This window comes from Aerococcus urinaehominis (genome assembly GCF_001543245.1).
GTDB lineage: Bacteria > Bacillota > Bacilli > Lactobacillales > Aerococcaceae > Aerococcus > Aerococcus urinaehominis.
Map to the genome: position 1 here is coordinate 420570 of NZ_CP014163.1, position 22617 is coordinate 443186.

Genomic DNA, 22617 nt, shown 5'->3' on the forward strand with positions numbered 1-22617 from the left:
CCTATGCCTCCTCCAAATCAGCTATATAAAGACGTCCTTTGTCTTCATCTTGATTCATCTGCACAATTAAGTCGTCAACGCTAGAAAATTTAAGTTCTGGTCGCAAGTAATGGTACCATGTAATACGCATCTCTTCTCCATAGATTTCCTGACTGAAATCGAGTAGATAAATTTCCAAACTCAAGCCATAATCATCGCCAAAAGTTACCTTGCGGCCAACTGAAGCCAGACCCCAAACACTGGTCGCTAAGAGCTGACACTTAACCAGATAGACACCTTCTTTAGGTAGGATGACCTGGCAATGACTAGCTATATTGGCAGTAGGGAAACCCAGGGTCCGCCCCCGCTTTTCTCCATGAATGACCCGGCCATAAAAAAAGTAAGGATAACCTAAACTCTCATTAGCTAATTCAATTTGACCCGCTTCTAATTGTTGACGAATATGACGAGAAGAAATCTTACCTGCCTGATTTTCAAAAGCTGGGACCTCGACTATTTCAAAGCGTCCCTGGCTATAAAAACCTAGTCTTGCCATATTAGCAATATCCTTCTTACCATAGGTGTAATCGAAACCTGCCACCAAATATTTAGCTCCCAAAGCTACCATATACTGGTCTACAAAATCTTGGGGAGCTAAACCAACAAACTGGCTGGTCATTTCAACCACATACAGGATATCAACGCCTGCTTGGTCCATCAGCTCTTCTTTTTCTCGCAAGCTGGTAATTTGAGGCAGACTGCTCGGATTTGCTTCCTGAAAAATAAAGGCAGCAGGTTGATTAAAGGTCATAGCTGCTAGTGGCAGACCTTTAATATCAGCTAACTGTCTAGCCTGTCTTAATACTTCTTGATGGCCTAGGTGCACACCATCAAAATAACCCATAGCTAATACTATTGGCTTATTATTAATTTGACTAGGATTATAAGGATGATGTAAATGAATAACTCGCATGGCTAACTCCTCTAAAACATTTTCATTGGTTTTATCTTACCAGACTTACTAGGATGGTCTTGATAAATTGCCTTCAAGTGCTGATCGATATAGATCCGACACGGGAACTTAAGCTCCTGAGGAAAATCCTGGCGGTCTAAAACAGCACCATTGATAATTAATTTTTCTAGGTGATTAGGGGCCTGATATTTATCCAGGTGACTGACCGCAGTCTCGAGTGGTAGTAAAAAAGAATGGTCACCCTGACCAGTTAAATCAGCGACCTGGTCCAAGGTCAGACACTGGGCTGATTTAAAAGGTAGACAGGCTACCCGGGTTAATTGCGTCATGGTAGCAGGAACACCCAGCTCACGGCCCAAATCGTAGGCTAGTGTCCTCACATAGGTGCCACGGCCACATTGGACTTCAAAGTTAAAAGTCTGTTGCCCCTTTTTGGCATCATAAACACTATCAGATAATCTTTTAAAATAGTCTATCCTTACCTGACGCTCAGGCCTATCCACACTAAGACCTTGGCGTGCATATTCGTATAGGCGTTTGCCATTAACCTTAACGGCTGAATACATGGGGGGAATTTGACTAATCTCCCCTTTAAATCTAGCTAGGGCCTGGTCAATCTCGGAATCGCTAATCGCTTGCTTAATAAAACTTTCTTCTACTATTTGGCCATCCATATCCTCAGTATCGGTAGCAAAGCCTAGAGTAATTTGTCCCTGGTAGATTTTTGTTTTGTCCATAAAAAACTCTACCATTTTGGTGGCCTGACCCACACAAATAGGAAGCACCCCATCAACGTTAGGATCTAGAGTGCCAGTATGGCCAATTTTTTTTGTTTTTAATATTTTCCTCAACTTAAATACACAGTCGTGACTAGTCATGCCACGAGGTTTCCATAAAGGAATTATCCCATTTATCATAATATCGACTCCACACTATCTTTCTTAAAACTATTCCCAGTCTACATTAAAAAAGAGCCCTAAGGCAAGTCCTTGGGCTCTTATATAGTCGCTCTAGTCTTCCTGATGTAAAGAAGCTAATAGTTCATCAATACGGTTACCGTAATCTACTGATTCATCGCGTTCAAAAATCAGCTCAGGTGTTTTGTAAATTTGCAAGCGTGAACCTAATTCACTGCGAATCAGGCCAGCTGCTTTATCCAAACCTTGTTGTTCTTTTTCACGCTCACTTGCTAATTCACTGAGACTAGAGTAATACAAGGTCGCTTGTTGCAGGTCACCAGTTACTTTAATATCAGTAATTGTAATGCCTTGAACTCTAGGGTCTCTAACCTTTTTTTGCAAAATATCGTTAACTTCTCTAAGGATTTCTTGACCTAATCGTTCTGGTCTGTATTTAGCCATAGTCATCCTCCTTAAGGACCTTTATTTTCTCTCAATTTCTACCATTTCATAAGGCTCGATAACATCATCCACTTTAATATCATTGTAACCTTCAATCATAATACCACACTCGTAGCCCTTACTTACTTCGCGAGCGTCATCCTTGAAGCGTTTCAGTGAAGCTAATTCACCCTCATATACAACAATATTGTCGCGGATAACACGGACCTTAGAGTTACGACGGATAACACCTTCAGAAACATAGGCACCAGCAATGGTACCAACCTTGGATACCTTATAGGTTTCACGTACAACCACTGATCCAGTAACTTGCTCTTCATATTCTGGGTCTAGCATACCCTTCATAGCCGTTTCAATCTCATCAATTGCGGCATAAATGACATTGTGAAGACGGATTTCCACACCTTCTTCGCTGGCTTGTTCCTTAGCGGTTGGGGTCGGACGCACGTTAAAGCCAATAATAATCGCATTTGAAGCAGCAGCTAGGGTCACATCAGACTCATTAATGGCACCGACTGCATTATGGACGATATCGACACGCACACCTTCTACATCAATTTTCTGTAAAGAAGAAGCTAGTGCTTCAGCTGACCCCTGTACATCGGCCTTAATAATTACATTGACAGTTTTCATTTGACCTTCTTGGATAGTCTCAAATAAGTTGTCCAAGGTAACCTTGTGAGTTTGATTCCGTCGTCTTTGTTGAGCCTGGCTAGCTCTTTGCTCACCAATTTGACGCGCTGTTTTCTCATCTTCAAAGACAACAAACCGGTCCCCAGCTTCAGGTGAATCATTTAGCCCAGTGATTTCCACTGGTGTAGATGGACCAGCTTCTTTAATACGACGGCCATGGTCATTAGTCATGGCCCGCACCCGACCATAGGTGTCGCCTACTACTAGTGGGTCTCCTATTTTAAGCGTACCTTCCTGAACAAGTAGAGTAGCTACAGCACCACGATGAGGATCCAGACGGGCTTCAACCACGGAACCTAAAGCTAAACGGTCTGGATTAGCTTTTAATTCTTCTACTTCAGCAACTAGTAGAATCATATCAAGCAATTCATCAACATTTTGACCAAACTTAGCTGAGATATTGACAAAGATAGTGTCTCCACCCCAGGCTTCAGCAATAAGACCGTACTCGGTGAGTTCTTGCATCACACGATCCGGATTGGCAGTTGGTTTATCAATTTTGTTAACAGCTACAATAATTGGCACTTCAGCGGCTTTTGCATGGTTAATCGCTTCAACAGTCTGTGGCATTACCCCATCATCAGCTGCGACGACGATGATAACAATATCAGTGATATCAGCACCACGAGCCCGCATAGTAGTGAAGGCCGCGTGACCAGGTGTATCAACAAAAGTTACTTCCTGACCGTTGGCATCAACTTGGTAAGCGCCAATATGTTGGGTAATACCGCCAGCTTCACCTTCAGTAACATTGGCCTGACGCAGGTAATCTAAAAGCGTCGTCTTACCATGGTCAACGTGACCCATAATGGTTACAACTGCTGGTCGACCAGATAATTTATCAGCCGCTTCATGAGCTGCTTCTTCAAAGTAATGATCAAAATCAGTCGGATCAATAATAACCTTTTCTTCAGCTTCGATACCGTATTCAGCTAAAACCAATTCAATCGCATCGGCATCCAAGGATTGATTTTGATTTGCCATTACACCCATCATAAAGAGTTTTTTAATGACTTCCGCTGGCTCTTTATGAATTTTTTTAGCTAAATCAGCAACCGTCATTCCAACCTCGTATTCAACCTTATCCGGTGTCTCCTTTTGCTTAGGCGCATTAGGTTGATGTTTGACTGGCTTACGCTTGTTATAATTAGGTTGATTATTATTATTTTTTTGTTGGTTATTACGGCGGTTTTTCTTCTTATTATTGCGACGATTTTGCGCATTTTGCTGGTTACGACCTTGACCGCGGCCGTGTTGGCGGTCACGTTCATTTTGTCGCTCTTCTGCTTCTTCTACAGTTGCCTGAGCCGAATCAGAGCGCTGAGCTTTTTTACTAGTCACCTTGTGGTGGCCATTTGTTTGTTTCTTTTCAGATTTTTTATGTTGATTATGACTAGTCACCTGTTTGTTATTTGAAGTCTTTTCCGCTTGTTTTTTATCAGCTTTACTAGGATTAGTAACTGCTTTAGCTAATCTCTCTTCATCTTCACTTTCTACTGAAGCCATATGACTGGAATAGTCTAAACCAATTTCTTTGGCCCTAGTTAGTAAATCCTTACTACTTACATCTAATTCTTTTGCTAATTGATAGACACGCTTTTTGGACATGTCCTCACCCTTCCTACTCCTTAGTTACTCATATCATACTTCTTCTCCTAAACCTGACTGGATTAATTAACTAATCTTTTATAAAAGACTTGGCAAAGCCTTGATTGGTAAAAGCCACAATCAACCGTTTTTTACCCAGGGCCTGGCTAATCTCTAGACTAGTGTAATCAAAATTAGTCGGTACATTATAATATGAACATTTATCTTTAATCTTCTTTTTAGTACGCTCACTGGCATCCTGGGCACAAATGACCAGACTAGCTTGGCCGGCTTGCAAGGCCTGGATCACGAGACCCTCACCAGAAACCAGTTGGCCAGCCGCTTGGGCTAATCCCAGCAAATTTAATTTTTTTACTTTATTACTCATCAGGGAAAATTTCCTGGCGGGCTTTTTTATGAGCCACGTAATCTTTTAATTCTTGGTAGAAATCATCAGAAATTTTTACATTTAAATGACGATCAAGCGCATGTTTATCCCAAGCAGACTGAACAATTTCCGGATCAAGACTAACGTATGCGCCGCGTCCATTCTGTTTACCACTTGGATCAATTACAACTTCTTGATCTGGTGTTCTGACGATTCGGACCAATTCCTTCTTGGGAAACATTTCGTTAGTCACAACACATTTCCGCATGGGGATTTTTCTTTGTTTCATCAGTTCCTCCCTAATTAGTCGTCCAAGCTTATTTCTTCTTGGTCATCCTCATATTGGGCAAGCTCTTCGTCAATTTGAAGCTCTTCGTAGTCAGTTTCTAGATCAAGCTCACGCTCACCGATTAAGTCTTCTACATCTTGCGCGCCAACATTGCCTTCATCTAGATTATCTTGCAATTTAATGTCCTGTTCACCGTTTAAGCCAGCGACTTCGTCTAAGCTAGCGTCAAGATCACTATAGCTATCCAGGTTTTCATATTCAGCAACCTCTGCAGCGTCTAAGGCTGTTTGGTCTAAATCATTCACTTCTTGATCAAGGTCCGTAAAATCGGCTTCATCACCAAATTCATCTATAGACTCATCTTCCTTTTCAGCAAAACGTTCAGCATACTCAGGACTATCTACATACTCGGCAAAGTCAGATTCCGATTTAATATCAATTTTATAACCGGTTAGTTTAGCTGCCAAGCGGGCATTTTGACCGCGCTTACCAATAGCTAGAGACAAATGATTGTCTGGCACGACAACCACTACTGCATTTTCTCCTGGCACAAAATGGACGCTTTGGACATCAGCCGGATTTAAGGCTGAAGAGATGTACTCAGCTTCATCGGCTGACCATTCAATAATATCCATGTTTTCGCCTTTAAGCTCGTTAACAATTGTTTGCACGCGTGAGCCCCGAGGTCCCACACAAGTACCAACCGGATCCACGTTATCATCGTGAGAAACAACGGCGATTTTAGATCGGTCTCCAGCCTCACGAGCAATTGATTTAATTTCAACTGTACCATCATAAATCTCTGGGACTTCTTGCTCAAATAAGCGTTTCAAGAGATTAGGATGGCTACGGCTTACATAAATTTGTGGCCCTTTAGTTGTATTTTCTACTCTTTCAACATAGACTTGAACCCGCTCATGGGGTTGGAAAATTTCATTAGGAATTTGTCCTTCTGGTGTTAAAACTGCTTCAATTTTACCCAGATTGACATAGACATAGCGCCGATCTTGCCGTTCCACAATACCCGTTAGCAAGTCATCCTCGTAGTCAATAAATTCTTCATAAATAATGCCACGCTCTGCTTCACGTAAGCGTTGTGTGATTACTTGTTTAGCTGTTTGAGCAGCAATCCGGCCAAAATCTTTAGGTGTTACCTCAAACTTAATCATATCACCCAATTCATAGGCGGGATGGATGTCATGGGCATCCGCTAAGGACACTTCAATAGTCGAGTCAAGCACAACTTCAACAACTTCTTTAACTGAAAATACTTTTAAATCGCCAGTTTCTTGGTCGAATTTAACCTCAACATTTTGTGCTTGGTTATAGTTACGCCGATAAGCTGACACCAAGGCAGATTCCAAGGCTTCGATAATAATATCTCGCGAAATCCCCTTTTCTTCTTCAAGCATATCAAAGGCTTTTAATATTTCTTTACTCATGATGACCTCTTTCTAGAATTCAATGGCTAGACGAATTAACGATACCTTATCTTTGTCAATAGTTACTTCTTTTCGTCTAGTCTTTTCCTTAATTTCTATCCGGTAACTGGCCTCATCAACTGCGAGTAAGCGACCTTCAATAAAATCACTACCTGCCAGTTGCTGGTAGAAAGTCAGATGCACCCACTCCCCAATAGCTGCCTGAACAGCTTCCGGTGTCTTAAGTGGACGCTCAGCTCCTGGTGAAGAAACTTCTAGCATGTAGGCATGAGGAATTGGGTCTGGATCTAAATTATCTAACGCTTCAGAAACATGTTCCGTAATATCAACAATGTCTTCTAAAGTAATGCCTCCCGGTTTGTCAGCATAGATACGTAAAAACCAATCCTTACCCTCTTTAACATAGTCAATATCAAATAAACCATAGCCTAAACCGTCGATAATCGGTTCTACAACCGCTTGAATCTGGTCCTTAACTTTTCCCATAAAACTTCCTCACTTTCCTATTCATGAAAAAGAGTGAGCGTTGCCGCTCACTCCTCCTACGTGTTCTTCTACACTAAATATGATAGCATCTTTAAACTGCGATTGCAAGGCTAAGGCCTAAGCTTGATAGATACCAGAAGTCTGGTTGACATCAATAGTAAATAAATAGCCCTTACCTACTTCATCCAAGGCTAACTTAGCAGTTAAATGTTGACAGATTTTATCGGTAATGTCAGCATCAACCACCATGAGAACCACTTCCTTTTCTGGTTCTATTTGTAAGTTGAATACCTTAGAAATTTCAGCTGAGCCAGCTCCATGACCATGAAGGATGGTAGCACCCTGGCCACCAACTTCACGCGCATAGTCAACTACATCTGGGCCTATATCGCGACCAACAGTTACAACAATCATTTTATAATTTGTCATTATTTACTCCTTTATGATTAGGCTTTTTTAGCTCGTATTTTAAAGACTAGCCCTAAAATCTGAATCGCAACTACTGGTACCATGGCTACCATGGCTATAATGCCAAAACCGTCTACTAAACTAGTATGGCTAAGTGAGCTAGCAACGCCTTGGGAAAAAGCAAGGATAAAGGTAGCAGTCATAGGTCCAGAAGCTACCCCACCGGCATCAAAGGCAATACCAGTAAAGAGATCAGGTACGGCAAATGATAGTATAATAGCCAAACCAAAACCAGGCAATAGAAAATGCCATAGTTCTAAGGCCGGTATTTCTAACCTAAGCATAGACATGGCTACAGCTAGACCAACACCAATCGAAAGCGTAGTCATTAAGAGCTTGTTGGGTATGTAACCACCAGTTACATCTTCAACTTGGTCACCTAATACATGGACTGCTGGTTCGGCCAAAACCACAAAAAAGCCCATAATAAAGCCAATAAATGGTAGCCAATTAGCATGCGAATTTGTTAATTCAGTTCCCAAAAACCTGCCCATATCCATAAAACCTGCATTAACACCGACTAAGAAGAGGGTTAGACCCAATAGGGTGTACACAATACCGATATTAATATCTCTAATTTGCCGCCGTTTTAACTTAAAAAATCGCCAATTCATAATGATATAAACAACAACAATCGGTATTAAGGCCACCAAAGATTCTAAAAAGGTATGACCAATAGAGTTAACAAAGGGGGCTAATATACCAGTAGTATATATATAATCTTCTGTAGATCCCTGGAATTGTGTCCCTAAAAGGAGTGTCATAGCTAGCACCCCTATGATTGGTCCAGTTGACATGGCACCAACTAAACCAAAGGAATCATCCTCAGCACTGTCCCCACCCTTGCTATGGGAGACGCTAGCACCTAGGGCTAAAATAAAAGGTGTCGTTAAGGCACCAGTAGTAGCTCCAGAGGCGTCAAAACCCATAGCAATAAAGACATTTTCAGAAAAGAGACAGAGGAGGAAGATGATACCATAAGCAATTAAGAAGAAATACTTAATCGGCAGGCTAATAATTACCCGATAAACGCCAAAGGCAATCATAATCCCAACCCCAATTGAGACCACGCCAACAATCAAGCCAGTTGAGAGAGCACCTCCAGTCGCATCATTGATCTGCTGACCGAGAATCAAAAGATCAGGCTCAGCTACAGTTACTGCAAAACCCAGTATAAAACTCAGTATCACGGCAAAAGCTTTTGAGCCATTTTCAGCGACTGACCGACCCATTAACTTTCCAATCGGCTCCATCCCAATATCAATCCCGAATAAGAATATGGTTAAGCCGATTACTAAAAATATCGCGCCAATAACAAATCGCCAAATCATATCAGCTGGTATATCGACAAAAAAGATGGCTAAGAGCGCTACTATAATGACGATTGGAACAACTGATGAAATGACTTCTTTAAACTTATCTATAAGTAAGTCCATAACTTCCTCCTTTTAAATTTTTCATCATATGTATCAAGTTTAACATAATTAAAATTTAATAAGGACTAATAGGCTATTATTTGCGTTAATTGCATATGTAGTTTGCATATTTTGAAAAAGAGGCCAGTAAAACTAGCCTCCTTAACAGATATAAGTATTATCTTTCCTTGTCTCATCTGAGAAAGACCTTAGCATTAGAAATCAAATAAGGATAATTGATTCTCGTCTGGTAAATGATCAAGGACATGATTTTCAGTCATATAATCAATAATTGTTTGTGAAACCCCTCCTCGCTTACGCAAGTCTTCTTTTGACAAAAAGTCCTGTTCTTCTCTAGCCTTAACAATTTGTCGGGCCACATTATTACCTAAACCAGGAATAGCTCTGAAAGGTGCAATAAGCGACTGCCCATCCTCACTAATAATAAATTCCATAGCGTCAGATTTATTTAGGTCAACCATCTTGAAGGTCATCCCCCGTTCAAGCATTTCATTAGCTAACTCCATAACAGTCTGGACGTTCTTATCCTTTTGAGTTGCGTCATTACCCTTAGCTTGAATATCAGCAATCGCATTCTTAGTCGTTGATTTACCGTTAACCATGGCCACTAAGTCGAAATCATTGGCCCGCACTGAGAAATAGGCGCAATAGTACCAAATTGGATGGTGGACCTTAAACCAAGCCACCCGCATAGCATTCAAAACATAAGCGGCCGCATGGGCCTTAGGGAACATATACTTGATTTTTTCACAAGATTCTAAATACCACTCTGGCACACCATGCTCACGCATAATGGTCTTGTGTTCCTCCGATAGGCCCTTACCCTTACGCACCTTTTCCATGATTTGAAAAGCATCAGAATTGTCTAGGCCCTGATGAATTAAGTAAACCATGATATCGTCACGACAACCAATAACCTCAGACAAAGGCAAACCGTGCTCACGGACTAACACTTCAGCATTTCCTAGCCAAACATCGGTCCCATGAGAAAGTCCAGAAATTTGTAGCAATTCCGCAAAGGTGGATGGTTTGGTCGCCTCTAACATTTGCCGAGTAAAACCAGTTCCAAATTCAGGAATCCCTAAAGTACCTGTCTTAGAATAAATCTGGTCAGGTGTCACACCCAATATCTCTGTACCATTAAAGAGCGCATAAACATCAGGGTCATCAACCGGGATATCAGTTGGACTAATACCAGATAGATCTTGTAATTTTCTAATCATAGTCGGATCATCGTGGCCGAGAATATCAAGTTTTAATACATTAGCATCAATGGAGTGGAAATCAAAATGAGTCGTTTTCCATTCTGCCTTCTGGTCATCAGCCGGATACTGGATAGGGGTAAAATCATAGACATCCATATAGTCTGGAATAACAATAATTCCCCCTGGATGCTGACCAGTTGTCCGTTTAACCCCTGTTGCCCCTTTTGCGAGATACTCTTTTTCTGTCTTCCGCAAGTTTAAATTATTATCACGATCATAACCTAGCACGTAACCAAAGGCGGTTTTATCAGCAACCGTACCAATCGTCCCAGCACGATAGACATAGTCTTCCCCAAAGAGTTCCTTGGTATAATCATGCGCCCGAGCCTGGTAATCACCGGAAAAGTTTAAATCGATATCAGGTACCTTGTCTCCTTTAAAGCCTAAAAAGGTCTCGAAGGGAATATCTTGACCATCTTTATTCATTTGTGTCCCACATTCTGGACAGGGCTTATCAGGTAAGTCAAATCCTGAGCCAACTGAGCCATCGGTAAAGAAATGGGCATAATGACAATTTGGACAGACATAGTGTGGTGATAAAGGATTGACCTCAGTAATCCCCATCATGGTCGCAACAAAGGATGAGCCAACTGACCCGCGAGAGCCAACAATGTAACCATCTTCATTAGATTTTAATACTAACTTTTGACTAATTAGATAAACGACTGAAAAACCATTACCAATAATGGATGTTAGTTCTTTTTCTAAACGCTTTTCCACAATTTCTGGTAGTTGGTCACCATAAATAGCCCGTGCTTGCTTATAAGAATAATCAGTGATTTCCTGTTCGGCTCCCTCGATTTCAGGCGGATAGAGTCGGTCTTGAATCGGTTCTACATGGTCAAACCAGCTAGCAACTTTTTGTGAATTAGTAACAACCAGTTCATAGGCCAGTTCCTCTCCCATAAAAGCAAAATCTGCCAGCATCTCATCTGTAGTTCTAAAATGGGCCTTAGGAAAATGTTTGGTCCGGTTAGATTTAATAGAATGAATTAAAATTTCCCGGTACTGTTTATCTTCAGGATTCAGGTAATGAACATCCCCAGTCGCCACCACTGGCTTGTCCAGTTCCTTACCGATATTTACTAACTCTTTCATTATATGCTCTAAGTCATTTTCGGTATGAATTTGATCATCAAGAATTAAAGGTTCATACACACCTTTGGGTTGAATTTCAATAAAATCATAAAATTTGGCCTTATCTAGGGCTTCTGAGCGCCCCTTTTGGACCAGGGTCTCGAAGACTTCACCATTAGCACAAGCAGACCCAATAACTAAATCCTTGCGATACTTTTTAACCATTGATCGTGGCAAACGCGGCACGCGATAGAAATAATCAACATTTGCTGCCGAGACTAATTTAAAAATAGCTTTTAAGCCCGCCTGATTTTTAGCATATAGTGTCATATGGAAGGGGCGGGCTTGCTTATAGCTCTCTTTGCCTCCTAGGTTATCATTCAGTTGATCGTGATAGTGGTAATCGTGGTCTGCTTGGGCCTCTTGGATAAATTTCCAAGCCAAGACTGCAGTCGTCTCAGCATCATATATAGCCCGGTGGTGTTGCTCTAACTTGATGTTATAGCGTTTAGATAAGGGACCTAGACCATGGGTTTTAAACTCTGGGTGGAGAAAACGAGAGAGTTCCAAGGTATCAATGACCGGATTATCTGCCTCATCCATACCATGCCGCCGATATGCCGCATTAATAAAACCCATATCGAAGCTGGCATTGTGGGCTACTAAAATACAGCCCTCACAAAACTTAGCATAGTCAGCCATAATTTCAGCTTCTGGCCGTGATCCCGCTACCATAGCATCTGTAATCCCTGTTAGCTCTGTGGTAAAACGACTAAGCGGATGGCCAGGATCAATAAACTCTTCAAAAGTATCAATTACATTACCCTTATGCATCTTGACACCGGCAATTTCAATGATTTTATCGTAAACAGAAGATAAACCCGTTGTTTCCACATCAAAAACCACATAAGTCGCATCACTTAATAACTCATGGGCTTCATTATAAGCGATAGGCGTACCATCATCGACGATATTAGCTTCTAAACCATAAATCATTTCGATATTATTCGACTTAGCTGCAGCTGAAGCTTCAGGATAGGCTTGAACCCCGGCATGATCTGTAATGGCAATAGCCTGGTGTCCCCAAGCAGCTGCTTGTTTTACATAATCACTAATTGTATTGGTTGCATCTAACATCGACATATTGGTATGGAGATGAAATTCCACACGCTTCTGGTCATCCGGAGCTGTATCTTGGCGGGCAGGCTTTTTAATTTCCTGTAAATCGCGTGCAGTGACCACCAGATCGCGGACAAAGCGGTCATCCATCTGAATATCTCCCCGTACTCTTAGCCACATTCCTGGCTTAATCGCTTCAAATATAGCAATATCCTGATCATTGCGGGAAAACATTTGGACTAAGAAGGCGGAAGTATAGTCGGTAATTTTAGCATTCAGAATACGGCGACCTGTCTTTAAAACCTTGACCTCGACCTCAAAAACAACCCCCTCCATAGCAGCATATCGCTGTTCCTCCAAGTAAGTGTTCATGGACCGTAATTTTTCATCAGCCGGTATGGTTTTTCCAATAGCGATTTGAACCGGCGGACCAACCTGGTCTGACTTAGCTTGTTTTTCGGCTTGCTGCTGGGCTGCTTGGGCTAATTTGGCTTGTTCATCAGCAATCCGTTCTTTGCGGGTTTCAAACTGGGCTTGACGGTCATCAGCTGTCGCTTGGTCGACCACAGTTTTTAATTGAATCTGGTCAAAACCAAGAGTGCTATAGGTTTGCTTAATAACACCGATATAGGAGTCATCAATATGTTTTTGAATAGTGGCATTTTCGACACGAATTATGAAAAACTGATCACGATATTCAGGAATTTGACCTTGAAATACTTGGTTAGCTAAACCAGAAGAAATATCGGCTCTTTTAACGACAATTGGCCAATAATCTAGTAACTCTTCCTGACTATAAACCGCTTGGTCACAGCTAATCCGTATATCTACTCGAGCAATCGCTGCAAAAGCTTCATCTAAAGCCTGGCTGAAGATCTTAAATAAACTGGCTTGCAGGGGTTTAGGAAAACGAAAGACGAACTGCCAAATCCGTGATTGGGTATGAACTGTAACATTATCGATTTGGCCAGCTAAAAAATTGGCATCTTCAATTTGCCAATCAATGTGCGTTAATAAAGCTTTAAATAATTCTTGGGGTGATGACATAAAAACCTCCTGATATAAATAAGCCAAGGTCGAAGTAATCAAACTTCGACCTTGCTAAAAACTTATCCAAACAATCTTAAAATATCATTCCAGGTGATCATTACCATTAAAATAAATACTAAGGCCACACCGATCAAAGATACAATACTCTGAGTTTTTTCACTTACAGGCTTACCACGTATACCTTCAATAACATTAAACACCAGCTTGCCTCCATCCAAGGCTGGAATAGGCAGGAGATTAACGATACCTAGGTTTACACTAAGCGCGCCTAGCCAGGACAGCAGACCAGTAAATCCCAGTCCAACGACTTGACTGGTTGCTTGATACATATATACTGGACCACCAAAATAGTTGATATTAAAACCAGTAGTGAAAATCTCTTTAAATACTGCAAAAATGCCTGTAATAATTGCCCAAGTTTGGCTAAAACCAAAGGCTATCTTAGCCCAAAAAGACGTATTTTTAGGACGATACACACCAATTTGCTTAACTGTCTGGCCATTTTGGCCCTGCTCCACATCAGGTGTAACTGTGATGGATCTTTGTGACCCGTTTCTATCAATAGTTAAGTCAATCGTCTCCTGGTTGCTAGCCTGTACCTGGCTGATAAAGTTATCGAAACTGCTAATATCTTGACCATCTACGGCAAGCAGTTGATCTCCTGCTTGTAAACCAGCTGCTTGGGCCGGCGAATTTGCTACAATCTCACCAGCAACAGGCTGGTTAGTCATCACGCCACCTTGAACAAAAGCTAGAATAATAAAGGTAACAATCGCTAAAATAAAGTTATTCATGGGGCCGGCAAAATTTACCATCATGCGCTGACCTAGGCTAGCCGCCTGGAATTGCCGATAACGTGGTGCAATTCGGACACGCGTGCCGTCAACTTCCTCGATAATCGCATCTTCGGCCAGATGAAATTTTTTCACTTGACTGTCGCCATAAGCAATACCAGCAATAAATAAGTCATCTTCTAAATCTGCCTGGTGGACCTCAAGAGGCAAACCTTCCGTATGATTAGCTTCAGCATCCATGGAAATAAAATTAACTAGTCCTGAATCATTTTGGCGAATGAGTATTTGTTGACCAACCGCAAGTTCTTCGGCCATCTCTTCCATACCGGCCATCCGGACATAGCCGCCCAAGGGTAACATCCGCACAGTATACGTGGTTTCTTGGCCGCGATGGGAAAAAAGTTTAGGTCCCATACCAATTGCAAATTCTCTGACCAGAATACCGGCCCGTTTGGCAAAATAAAAATGGCCAAATTCATGAATAATAACTATTAAACAAAATATAAAAATAAAAGCAATAATTGCTTGCATCAGTTCACCTCAAACTGCTAATTAAGATAAGAGAGGACAAAGTAAAAAAGGGGCATAACAATTAATAAATTGTCGAAACGGTCTACTAAACCACCATGACCCGGCAAAATATGGCCGGAATCTTTAACCTGGTAGTAGCGTTTCATTGTAGATTCAATTAAATCCCCCATTTGACCAGCCAAAGCCAGAATTAAGACTAAAATAATATTTTGGCCTGCAGAAATATTGAGACTAGGCGTCAATAGGAGAAAAATTGTACTTAAGGTGTAGGCCCCCACGATGCCACCTATTGAACCTTCAATTGTCTTATTTGGAGATACTTCAGGAGCTAACTTGTGCTTACCAACGGCACGACCAACTAGGTAGGCAAAACTATCATTTGCAAAAATAATTATTAAGCCTAAAAATAAGTAGCTAAGCCCCATATCACGAATCATCAATAAATAATGATAACCCATGCCTAAATATATGGCAAAAAAACTAACAGCTGCTACATCTTCCACATTAATCTGGTGCGGACGCCTCACCATGTGAATAAGCATTAAGACAACACCCGCATAAAAAACTAAAAATTTATCAATTTCTTGGTTCATAAAGAAAAGATAATTGCTAGGCAATAAAATCACCAGCATACAAAATAATCCAGCTAGACTAAGAAAACTCACTAGAGGTTGTTTACGCATTTTCAATAACTCAAACATGGAGACTACACCAATTAAAGCCATGAGCAGCTCCAATGCCCAGCCTCCTAGTAAGAGAATCGGAATAAAAATGGCCAAAGCTACTAGAGCCGTAATTACGCGCTGTTGCATGACGACCTCCTAGGATACATCGCCAAAACGACGATGGCGGTGCTGGTAAACAGCAATACATGATTCAAATACCGATTGGTCAAAATCTGGCCACATGGTATCAACGAAATACATCTCGCTGTATGCTAGTTGCCATAACAGGTAATTACTTAAACGCACTTCTCCGCTTGACCTGATTAAAAAATCTGGATCTTGCAAATCATTGAGAAAAGCTGTTTGTAAAGAACGGGAGAAAAGCTCCTCATCTATATCTCCAACAGCAAGTTGCCCTTCTGCTACCTGTTGGGCTATAGATTGGCTAGCCTTGACTATTTCCGCACGGCTACCGTAATTAAAAGCAATATTAAGTATAAGGCCTTTGTTGTCCTTAGTCTTAGCAATTGCTTCATTAATATAGGCTTGAGTCGTTCGATTTACCCCTTCTAAACTACCAGTAATAGTTATTTTAACATCATTGGCCATCAACTCTGGTAGTACGTCATCGTTGAGCAACTTGGGTAAGGACATCAAATAGCTGATTTCCTCTTGTGGGCGCCGCCAGTTTTCAGTTGAAAAGGCATAGGCGGTAATTACCTTAATACCCATTTGTGCTGCTGCTATAGCCACTCGGCGCAAGGCGTTAAGGCCTTCACGGTGGCCAGCCGTCCGCTTCAATCCCTGGGCCTGGGCCCAACGTCCATTACCATCCATAATTACTGCCACATGCTGAGGAACTGGTAATTCAGGATTGAAGACTAAATTTTCTTGTATCATTAATGGTCACCCACTTCTTTATTATTGTCATAACTTGCTGCTAAATTAGACATCAAAACCTTAATATCCTGATTAATCCATAGGCTACGATCTCTAATTGCATGAGGAATATGGTAATCCTTTAAATTAACAGTCACGTATAAGACATTATTAAAGGCTTCGGTAAATTGTTGGAAAGGATGTTTAATAACTTGGGGCGCCATATAACCGCAACCTAGCTCTAAAAGCACCAACCTCTTTTGCTTAGCAGCTTGCAGAAAATCAATAAATCGCGCCTGGTCTTGATAAAATTTCTGGTCTTCTACCATCCAATCTGTATGATTTCGGCGGTTAAGAGCCATTGGTGCCCCACATTTAGGACAGTAAGGGACTAGTTCACTAGGAACTAGCATCTTATCTTGACTGGCAAGCATTTTTTTCATTAAAGCTTCATTAGGATAGCGCTTGGCATGGCAGCCACGACTACACTGCAGCAGATTATATTTACCCTGGACATCAAATACCTGGTTAGCATCAAAACCAGCCGCTTCAAAAGCATTGTCAGCATTGGAAGTAATGACATGGCTAGGGTAACGACTAGCGAGCTCTTTTAAAGCTAAATAAGAAGGACCAACTGGCTGAGACAAGTAATTCAAGTCAACAAAGCGCGAAAAAAATGCCCATTCTTCTTCTAAAGTTGGAAACTCAAAAACTGAAGCTTGAAAAAGATCGAACCAACCATATTTATTGATAAAATCTGCAAAGTTTTCAGTAAAACGGGGACCAACATAGCTAAACCCATCGGCAGCCCCCATACCAGCACCAACTCCAAATAATACGTAATCACTTTGGTCTAATAAATACTTAAGACGCAAGTGATCCGCTAAACCTGCGCTCGCCGCTAGCTCTGATTGCCAAGTCCAAGTCACATGCCAACTTCCTTCCTCTTTTAATACCTATCTAGTGTAGCGAATTTTTCTGCCAAAAACAACATAAGAGGTTAGGAAAACTCCTAACCTCTTATTTAGGTTCTATACTTTTTGGTGTTGGTGAGTAAAAACTCACTGACACCTTTTTTTATTTGGAATCACAAAAAGCCAGTGAATTCTTTATAATTAAGTTGTCAGACAAAACTACAAAGGAGAATTCACATGGCTCAAAATGATTGTATCAAAAACCTATTAAGTATTACAGACGAAAATATTAAATTAGAGGACAAGGTAACGATTAAAAAGATTAAACAAGTGACTCATAAAGTAATCTACGGCACACTAACTTATCAACCAGACAGCTGTCCAAATTGCCTCCATAAGGAGGCTGACCAAGCTAGTATTATTAAGCATGGTTATAAACTATCGCGCATTTTAATAGGTGAATTCAACACACAACCAATCTCTTTAGTATTAAAAAAACAGCGATTTTTCTGTAAAAATTGCCAAATTACGTTTACAGCCTCTTCTAATCTAGTTGCTAAAAATTGCTTTATTAGTCGCCAAATCAAGTGTTTAGCGATACAAGAATTATCAGAGTCGCAAAGTATGTCCTTAATCGCTAAAAAACTTAATATTTCAAATTCTACTGTTATTCGTCTGCTTGAATCGACTGCTAAACAATTCAAACAAAGTTACCGGCAACTACCTAGGCATTTATCTATTGATGAGTTTAAATCTGTTAAAAATGTCTCAGGCGCTATGTCTTGCATCCTAGTGGATGCAGCTAATCATCGTTTATTTGATATATTAGAAGATCGGACGCAAGCTTATTTAAGAGATTATTTTATGCGTTTCCCTCTGGAAAAGAGAAAGCTAGTTGAAACGATTACCATGGATATGTACTCACCTTATTATGATTTTTTACAACAAATCTTTCCAAATGCGAAAATTATTATTGACCGATTCCATATTGTCCAACTACTGAATCAGACTTTGAATAGCCAACGGATTCTTGTGATGAATCAACAACCTAAGCAATCAACACACTATCGGAAATTGAAACAGTTATGGAAGCTGATTTTAAAGAACCAAGAAGCACTGAATAGTGTTAATTACCGCACACATCGCTTATTTGATGGCCTTATAACAGAAGCAGGTATAGTTGAATTTATGCTTAATATCGACAGTAAATTTAGAAAAGTCTATGATGTCGTCAATGAGCTCAAATATCACCTTAAAACAGGGAATATCAATGCTTTCCTACATACAATTAGTCGCAATAAGAGCCAACGGCTCCCGAAGAATTTGAGAAAAACGATGAATACTCTGCTCAAATACTTACCTGCTATTATCAATAGCTTTCGTTATACACTTTCCAATGGGCCAATTGAGGGTATGAATAATAAAATTAAGAATATTAAGCGTTCCGGATTTGGTTACCGCAATTTTTATCATTTAAGGGCAAGGGCTTTTCTTTCCTTTAAATCATATGAGGTAAAGAGGGAAAATAAACCTACCATAAATAGAAAGATTGAAAAGCTAGATACAGAATCTAGGGCCCTATGTGCCTAAGTTAAAAGATATTTTTTACTAGAGGCGGAAGAGAATGGGCATCTGTTAGCCATGTTAAGCACGCCAAAGAAATACAAGCTGTGACAATCCTAGAGCCGTAGGAGCAACGCGACGTACGGATATAGCGATTGACTACAGCTTGTTTGAGGCTGGCGAGGTGAGAGACCTTGGCTCGAACCGGTGCCATGGCTGTTGAACAGATGACCAATTCTCTGGAGACTCTAGCCTATGGCTAGAAAAAATAAAAAAGACCGAAGTCAAAACTTCGATCTTTAATATCACCAACACTATTTGACAAAGAGCCCTTATTTATCAAAACTAAACTTCTAAAATTTCTTTTTCCTTGTCCTTAGCCATAGCATCCATACGACTGATACTTTCATCAGTCAATTTTTGGATATCTTTTTCATAGTCACGTAAGTCATCTTCAGAAATTTCAGCAGCCTTTTCAGCTTTCTTAACAATGTCCAGCGCATCACGGCGAATATTTCTAACGGCTACCTTGGCAGCTTCAAGTTCTTTACCGACATTTTTGCTTAATTCCTGGCGACGTTCCTTGGTCAGGGCTGGGATAACCAAACGAATGACATTGCCATCATTAGTAGGCGGAATACCAATATCTGACATTTGTAAGGCCCGGTCAATTTCTGCCAAGGCCGTCTTGTCGTATGGTGTAATTAAAAGCATACGAGGCTCAGGGACTGTGATATTAGCCAATTGATTAAGTGGCGTTGGGGCACCATAGTACTCCACCATTACACCATCTAATAAACTAGCATTGGCTACGCCAGCCCGAATACGGGCTAACTGATTCTGTAAAGAGTTTTCCGATTTAGCCATCCGCTCTTTAGTTTCTTTTAAAACAGTATCTACTGACATCTTATTCTTCTCCTCTAATTGTCGTACCTATTTCTTCACCTAAAACAACACGCCGAATATTACCTGGTTGATTTAAATCAAACACAACCAGAGGAATATCATTATCCATACTTAGTGATGAGGCAGTGGTATCCATCACCTGAAGACCTTTACTTATAATATCTAAGTGGGTTAAGTCACTATACTTCTCTGCCGAAGCATCTTTTTGTGGGTCTGCTGAATAGACACCATCGACCCCATTTTTTGCCATAAGAATAACGTCGGCATCAATTTCAGCAGCCCGCAAAGCTGCAGCCGTATCAGTTGAAAAATAAGGATTACCAGTACCACCAGCAAAGATAACTACTCGGTCTTTTTCTAAGTGACGTTCAGCCTTGCGCCGAATATAAGGCTCAGCTACTTCTCGCATTTCAATAGCAGTTTGCACCCGGGTAGGCACACCAATATTTTCTAGCACATCTTGCAAACCCAAAGCATTCATAATCGTAGCAAGCATGCCCATATAGTCAGCTTGGGCACGCTCCATACCCATCTCTTCACCGGTGTGTCCTCGCCAGATATTACCGCCACCAACCACAATAGCAATTTGTACGCCTAAATCATGAACTTCTTTAAGTTCCTTAGCAATCGCCTTCATTTTGTCAGGATTAATACCAAAACCACTACCACCTGACAAGGCCTCCCCTGATAACTTTAAGACAACACGTTTATATTTCGCTTCCACAGACATCTTGTTTACCCTCTTCCTAGAATTTTTCTTATACAAGAAAAGCTAGGTCGTGGTGGCCTAGCTTCACTTGTTTCTATAAGCCTATATATGATATACGTGCTAGTAGAGTTTAGATTATTTCATTTGTTGAGCAACTTCATCTGCGAAGTTTTCTTCCCGTTTTTCGATACCTTCGCCTACTTCATAACGACGGAAGAAGTCAATCTTAGCGCCAGCCTCTTTAGCTACTTCGCCGACTGTCTTGCTGTCATCTAATAAGTAGTCTTGATCTACTAAGCAAATTTCAGAGAAGAATTTACGTAAACGACCAGCAATCATTTTTTCAACAATATTAGCTGGCTTACCTTCGTTTAAGGCTTGTTCAGTTAAAACTTCTTTTTCATGTTCACGGACATCAGCTGGTACAGATTCTTCATCTAAGAAACGTGGATTTAAACCACCGATATGCATGGCAATACCGTTGGCTAAGTCTTGGTCCCCACCAGTTAATTGAACTAAAACTGAAATACGGCCACCTTGGTGAGCGTAATGACCAAATTCTTGATCGTCTGTCTTAGTGAAGATTTCGAAACGACGGAAATCTAGTTTCTCACCAATAACAGATGTTTTTTCAGCAATGTGCTCTGAAAGTTTTTGACCTTCAATTGTCACATTTTCCATAGCCGCTTCTACTGATTCTGGTTTTTGGTCTAGGATAGCAAATGCCAAACTGTCTAATAGGTTAATAAATTGTTCGTTTTTAGCTACGAAGTCAGTTTCAGAGTTTAATTCTAAAATAACCGCTTCATTACCGCGAACAACCACTTTAGTTAAACCTTCAGCAGCGATTCTGTCAGATTTTTTTGCTGCCTTAGCTAAACCATTTTCACGTAGGAAGTCGATTGCTTTATCCATATCTCCGTCAGTTTCAACTAATGCTTTTTTAGCATCCATCATACCAACGCCAGTACGGTCACGTAATTCTTTTACTTCTTTTGCAGTTACAGCCATGTGTAAGATTCCTCCTAAATTATATGGGTTTCCAGTAAAAAAGCTATCTAATAAAGTAAAGCCAACGCTTAAAATTATCAGATAGCCTCCTTTTATACTTTTATAATACTATGACTTGAATTAATCTTCAACTGATTCAGTATCTTCTTCAACTAATTCATCAATGTTTTCTTCAAAGTCATTGCTGGCTTCAAATTGAACATCGTTGTCAGTACCTTGTTGTCCTTCAATAACCGCTTCAGCGATGGTTGCTGAAATTAATTTAACAGCACGAATAGCATCGTCATTTGAAGGGATCACATAATCTACTTCATCTGGGTCACAGTTGGTATCAACCATTGCAACTACAGGAATATTTAATTTTTGTGCTTCTTGAATGGCAATCCGTTCTTTACGCGGATCAACAACGAACATCATGTCTGGAATACGAGGCATATCTTCGATACCACCTAAGAATTTTTCAAGACGTTCACGTTCTTTGATTAAGCCCGCAACTTCTTTCTTAGGAAGTACATCAAAAGTACCATCTTCTTCCATATTTTTAATGTCTTTCAAACGTTGGATACGTTTTTGGATGGTTTCCCAGTTAGTCAAGGTACCACCTAACCAACGATGGTTGATGTAATATTGACCAGCACGTTCTGCTTCTTCTTTGATTGAATCTTGGGCTTGTTTTTTTGTACCCACAAATAAAACAACGCCGTTGTCAGCAGCTACTTCACGAACAGCGTCGTAGGCTTCATCGATTAACTTAACAGTTTTTTGTAGGTCAATGATGTAGATACCATTACGCTCAGTAAAGATATACTTATCCATTTTTGGATTCCAGCGACGTGTTTGGTGACCGAAGTGGACACCTGCTTCTAATAATTGTTTCATGCTTACTACTGCCATGAATAAATTCCTCCATTTGGTTTTATTTTCCGCCCCAAGTTCTAAAATACGCAACTCCTCTTAGGAGCACCAAGCGTCTTCATCCCTTGGGTGTGAAATGATGTGCATTTCGAGCACCAAATTATCATACCATAAGAT

The 22617-nt window shown here is 40.6% G+C and carries 20 protein-coding genes; 1 reads left to right on the forward strand and 19 read right to left on the reverse strand.

Features of this window, described 5'->3' with window-relative positions:
- Position 1: 1 nt before the first annotated feature.
- The 15 genes from ribF to AWM75_RS01950 form a co-directional block, all read right to left on the reverse strand.
- Positions 2–952 carry a riboflavin biosynthesis protein RibF gene (ribF, locus tag AWM75_RS01880; RefSeq protein WP_067977561.1) on the reverse strand — a complete coding sequence of 317 codons (951 nt, stop codon included), beginning with the start codon at positions 950–952 and terminating at the stop codon, positions 2–4.
- A gap of 11 nt (positions 953–963) precedes the next feature.
- Positions 964–1866: a tRNA pseudouridine(55) synthase TruB gene (gene truB / locus AWM75_RS01885; protein ID WP_067980844.1), complete on the reverse strand. Its 903-nt coding sequence runs from the start codon at positions 1864–1866 to the stop codon at positions 964–966.
- Between the two features lie 96 nt (positions 1867–1962).
- The gene (gene rbfA / locus AWM75_RS01890) at positions 1963–2313 is read right to left on the reverse strand and encodes a 30S ribosome-binding factor RbfA (RefSeq protein WP_067977563.1); all 351 of its coding nucleotides are present in this window, start codon (positions 2311–2313) and stop codon (positions 1963–1965) included.
- A gap of 21 nt (positions 2314–2334) precedes the next feature.
- The gene (gene infB / locus AWM75_RS01895; RefSeq protein ID WP_067977565.1) at positions 2335–4614 is read right to left on the reverse strand and encodes a translation initiation factor IF-2; all 2280 of its coding nucleotides are present in this window, start codon (positions 4612–4614) and stop codon (positions 2335–2337) included.
- 70 nt (positions 4615–4684) lie between these two features.
- Complete coding sequence (locus tag AWM75_RS01900; protein WP_067977568.1) at positions 4685–4981, reverse strand: L7Ae/L30e/S12e/Gadd45 family ribosomal protein; 297 nt, start codon at positions 4979–4981, stop codon at positions 4685–4687.
- Positions 4974–5270 carry an RNase P modulator RnpM gene (gene rnpM, locus AWM75_RS01905; RefSeq protein ID WP_067977571.1) on the reverse strand — a complete coding sequence of 99 codons (297 nt, stop codon included), beginning with the start codon at positions 5268–5270 and terminating at the stop codon, positions 4974–4976. Before rnpM ends, AWM75_RS01900 begins: the two co-directional genes overlap by 8 nt.
- Before the next feature lie 14 nt (positions 5271–5284).
- Positions 5285–6712: a transcription termination factor NusA gene (gene nusA, locus AWM75_RS01910; RefSeq protein ID WP_067977573.1), complete on the reverse strand. Its 1428-nt coding sequence runs from the start codon at positions 6710–6712 to the stop codon at positions 5285–5287.
- 12 nt (positions 6713–6724) lie between these two features.
- On the reverse strand, positions 6725–7198 hold the full coding sequence (rimP, locus tag AWM75_RS01915; RefSeq protein WP_067977577.1) for a ribosome maturation factor RimP: 474 nt from the start codon (positions 7196–7198) through the stop codon (positions 6725–6727).
- A gap of 117 nt (positions 7199–7315) precedes the next feature.
- Positions 7316–7627 (reverse strand): P-II family nitrogen regulator, encoded by a 312-nt coding sequence (locus AWM75_RS01920; protein ID WP_067977580.1) that lies wholly within the window; start codon positions 7625–7627, stop codon positions 7316–7318.
- 17 nt (positions 7628–7644) lie between these two features.
- Positions 7645–9102, reverse strand: a complete 1458-nt coding sequence (locus tag AWM75_RS01925; RefSeq protein ID WP_067977582.1) for a DUF1538 domain-containing protein — start codon at positions 9100–9102, stop codon at positions 7645–7647.
- Positions 9103–9296: 194 nt separating this feature from the next.
- Entirely contained in the window at positions 9297–13610 is a 4314-nt protein-coding gene (locus tag AWM75_RS01930; RefSeq protein WP_067977584.1) for a PolC-type DNA polymerase III, read from the reverse strand.
- Positions 13611–13672: 62 nt separating this feature from the next.
- Positions 13673–14938 (reverse strand): RIP metalloprotease RseP, encoded by a 1266-nt coding sequence (gene rseP / locus AWM75_RS01935; RefSeq protein WP_067977586.1) that lies wholly within the window; start codon positions 14936–14938, stop codon positions 13673–13675.
- Positions 14939–14955: 17 nt separating this feature from the next.
- On the reverse strand, positions 14956–15750 hold the full coding sequence (locus tag AWM75_RS01940; RefSeq protein ID WP_067977589.1) for a phosphatidate cytidylyltransferase: 795 nt from the start codon (positions 15748–15750) through the stop codon (positions 14956–14958).
- Positions 15751–15759: 9 nt separating this feature from the next.
- Positions 15760–16503: an isoprenyl transferase gene (locus AWM75_RS01945; protein WP_067977591.1), complete on the reverse strand. Its 744-nt coding sequence runs from the start codon at positions 16501–16503 to the stop codon at positions 15760–15762.
- Complete coding sequence (locus AWM75_RS01950; protein ID WP_067977593.1) at positions 16503–17411, reverse strand: SIR2 family NAD-dependent protein deacylase; 909 nt, start codon at positions 17409–17411, stop codon at positions 16503–16505. Before AWM75_RS01950 ends, AWM75_RS01945 begins: the two co-directional genes overlap by 1 nt.
- Before the next feature lie 222 nt (positions 17412–17633).
- Here AWM75_RS01950 and AWM75_RS01955 point away from each other — a divergent pair, with 222 nt between their 5' ends.
- Entirely contained in the window at positions 17634–18986 is a 1353-nt protein-coding gene (locus AWM75_RS01955; protein WP_067977420.1) for an ISL3 family transposase, read from the forward strand.
- Positions 18987–19304: 318 nt separating this feature from the next.
- On the opposite strand, the gene frr is transcribed toward AWM75_RS01955, so the two are convergent.
- The 4 genes from frr to rpsB form a co-directional block, all read right to left on the reverse strand.
- Positions 19305–19865, reverse strand: a complete 561-nt coding sequence (frr, locus tag AWM75_RS01960; RefSeq protein WP_067977595.1) for a ribosome recycling factor — start codon at positions 19863–19865, stop codon at positions 19305–19307.
- Position 19866: 1 nt separating this feature from the next.
- Entirely contained in the window at positions 19867–20595 is a 729-nt protein-coding gene (gene pyrH, locus AWM75_RS01965; protein ID WP_067977597.1) for a UMP kinase, read from the reverse strand.
- Positions 20596–20709: 114 nt separating this feature from the next.
- Positions 20710–21585: a translation elongation factor Ts gene (gene tsf, locus AWM75_RS01970; RefSeq protein WP_067977599.1), complete on the reverse strand. Its 876-nt coding sequence runs from the start codon at positions 21583–21585 to the stop codon at positions 20710–20712.
- A gap of 120 nt (positions 21586–21705) precedes the next feature.
- A complete protein-coding gene (gene rpsB / locus AWM75_RS01975; RefSeq protein ID WP_067977602.1) occupies positions 21706–22479 on the reverse strand; it encodes a 30S ribosomal protein S2 in 774 nt (257 codons plus the stop codon).
- Between the last annotated feature and the right edge of the window lie 138 nt (positions 22480–22617).

Bases quoted from the DNA above. Each gene is read 5' to 3' on its own strand.
- AWM75_RS01945 (WP_067977591.1), bottom strand. From the start codon at position 16,503: ATGATACAAGAAAATTTAGTCTTCAATCCTGAATTACCAGTTCCTCAG.
- frr (WP_067977595.1), bottom strand. From the start codon at position 19,865: ATGTCAGTAGATACTGTTTTAAAAGAAACTAAAGAGCGGATGGCTAAA.
- ribF (WP_067977561.1), bottom strand. From the start codon at position 952: ATGCGAGTTATTCATTTACATCATCCTTATAATCCTAGTCAAATTAAT.
- pyrH (WP_067977597.1), bottom strand. From the start codon at position 20,595: ATGTCTGTGGAAGCGAAATATAAACGTGTTGTCTTAAAGTTATCAGGG.
- infB (WP_067977565.1), bottom strand. From the start codon at position 4,614: ATGTCCAAAAAGCGTGTCTATCAATTAGCAAAAGAATTAGATGTAAGT.
- rseP (WP_067977586.1), bottom strand. From the start codon at position 14,938: ATGCAAGCAATTATTGCTTTTATTTTTATATTTTGTTTAATAGTTATT.
- AWM75_RS01940 (WP_067977589.1), bottom strand. From the start codon at position 15,750: ATGCAACAGCGCGTAATTACGGCTCTAGTAGCTTTGGCCATTTTTATT.
- rbfA (WP_067977563.1), bottom strand. From the start codon at position 2,313: ATGGCTAAATACAGACCAGAACGATTAGGTCAAGAAATCCTTAGAGAA.
- AWM75_RS01925 (WP_067977582.1), bottom strand. From the start codon at position 9,102: ATGGACTTACTTATAGATAAGTTTAAAGAAGTCATTTCATCAGTTGTT.
- AWM75_RS01920 (WP_067977580.1), bottom strand. From the start codon at position 7,627: ATGACAAATTATAAAATGATTGTTGTAACTGTTGGTCGCGATATAGGC.
- AWM75_RS01930 (WP_067977584.1), bottom strand. From the start codon at position 13,610: ATGTCATCACCCCAAGAATTATTTAAAGCTTTATTAACGCACATTGAT.
- tsf (WP_067977599.1), bottom strand. From the start codon at position 21,585: ATGGCTGTAACTGCAAAAGAAGTAAAAGAATTACGTGACCGTACTGGC.
- nusA (WP_067977573.1), bottom strand. From the start codon at position 6,712: ATGAGTAAAGAAATATTAAAAGCCTTTGATATGCTTGAAGAAGAAAAG.
- rpsB (WP_067977602.1), bottom strand. From the start codon at position 22,479: ATGGCAGTAGTAAGCATGAAACAATTATTAGAAGCAGGTGTCCACTTC.
- rimP (WP_067977577.1), bottom strand. From the start codon at position 7,198: ATGGGAAAAGTTAAGGACCAGATTCAAGCGGTTGTAGAACCGATTATC.
- AWM75_RS01900 (WP_067977568.1), bottom strand. From the start codon at position 4,981: ATGAGTAATAAAGTAAAAAAATTAAATTTGCTGGGATTAGCCCAAGCG.
- rnpM (WP_067977571.1), bottom strand. From the start codon at position 5,270: ATGAAACAAAGAAAAATCCCCATGCGGAAATGTGTTGTGACTAACGAA.
- AWM75_RS01955 (WP_067977420.1), top strand. From the start codon at position 17,634: ATGGCTCAAAATGATTGTATCAAAAACCTATTAAGTATTACAGACGAA.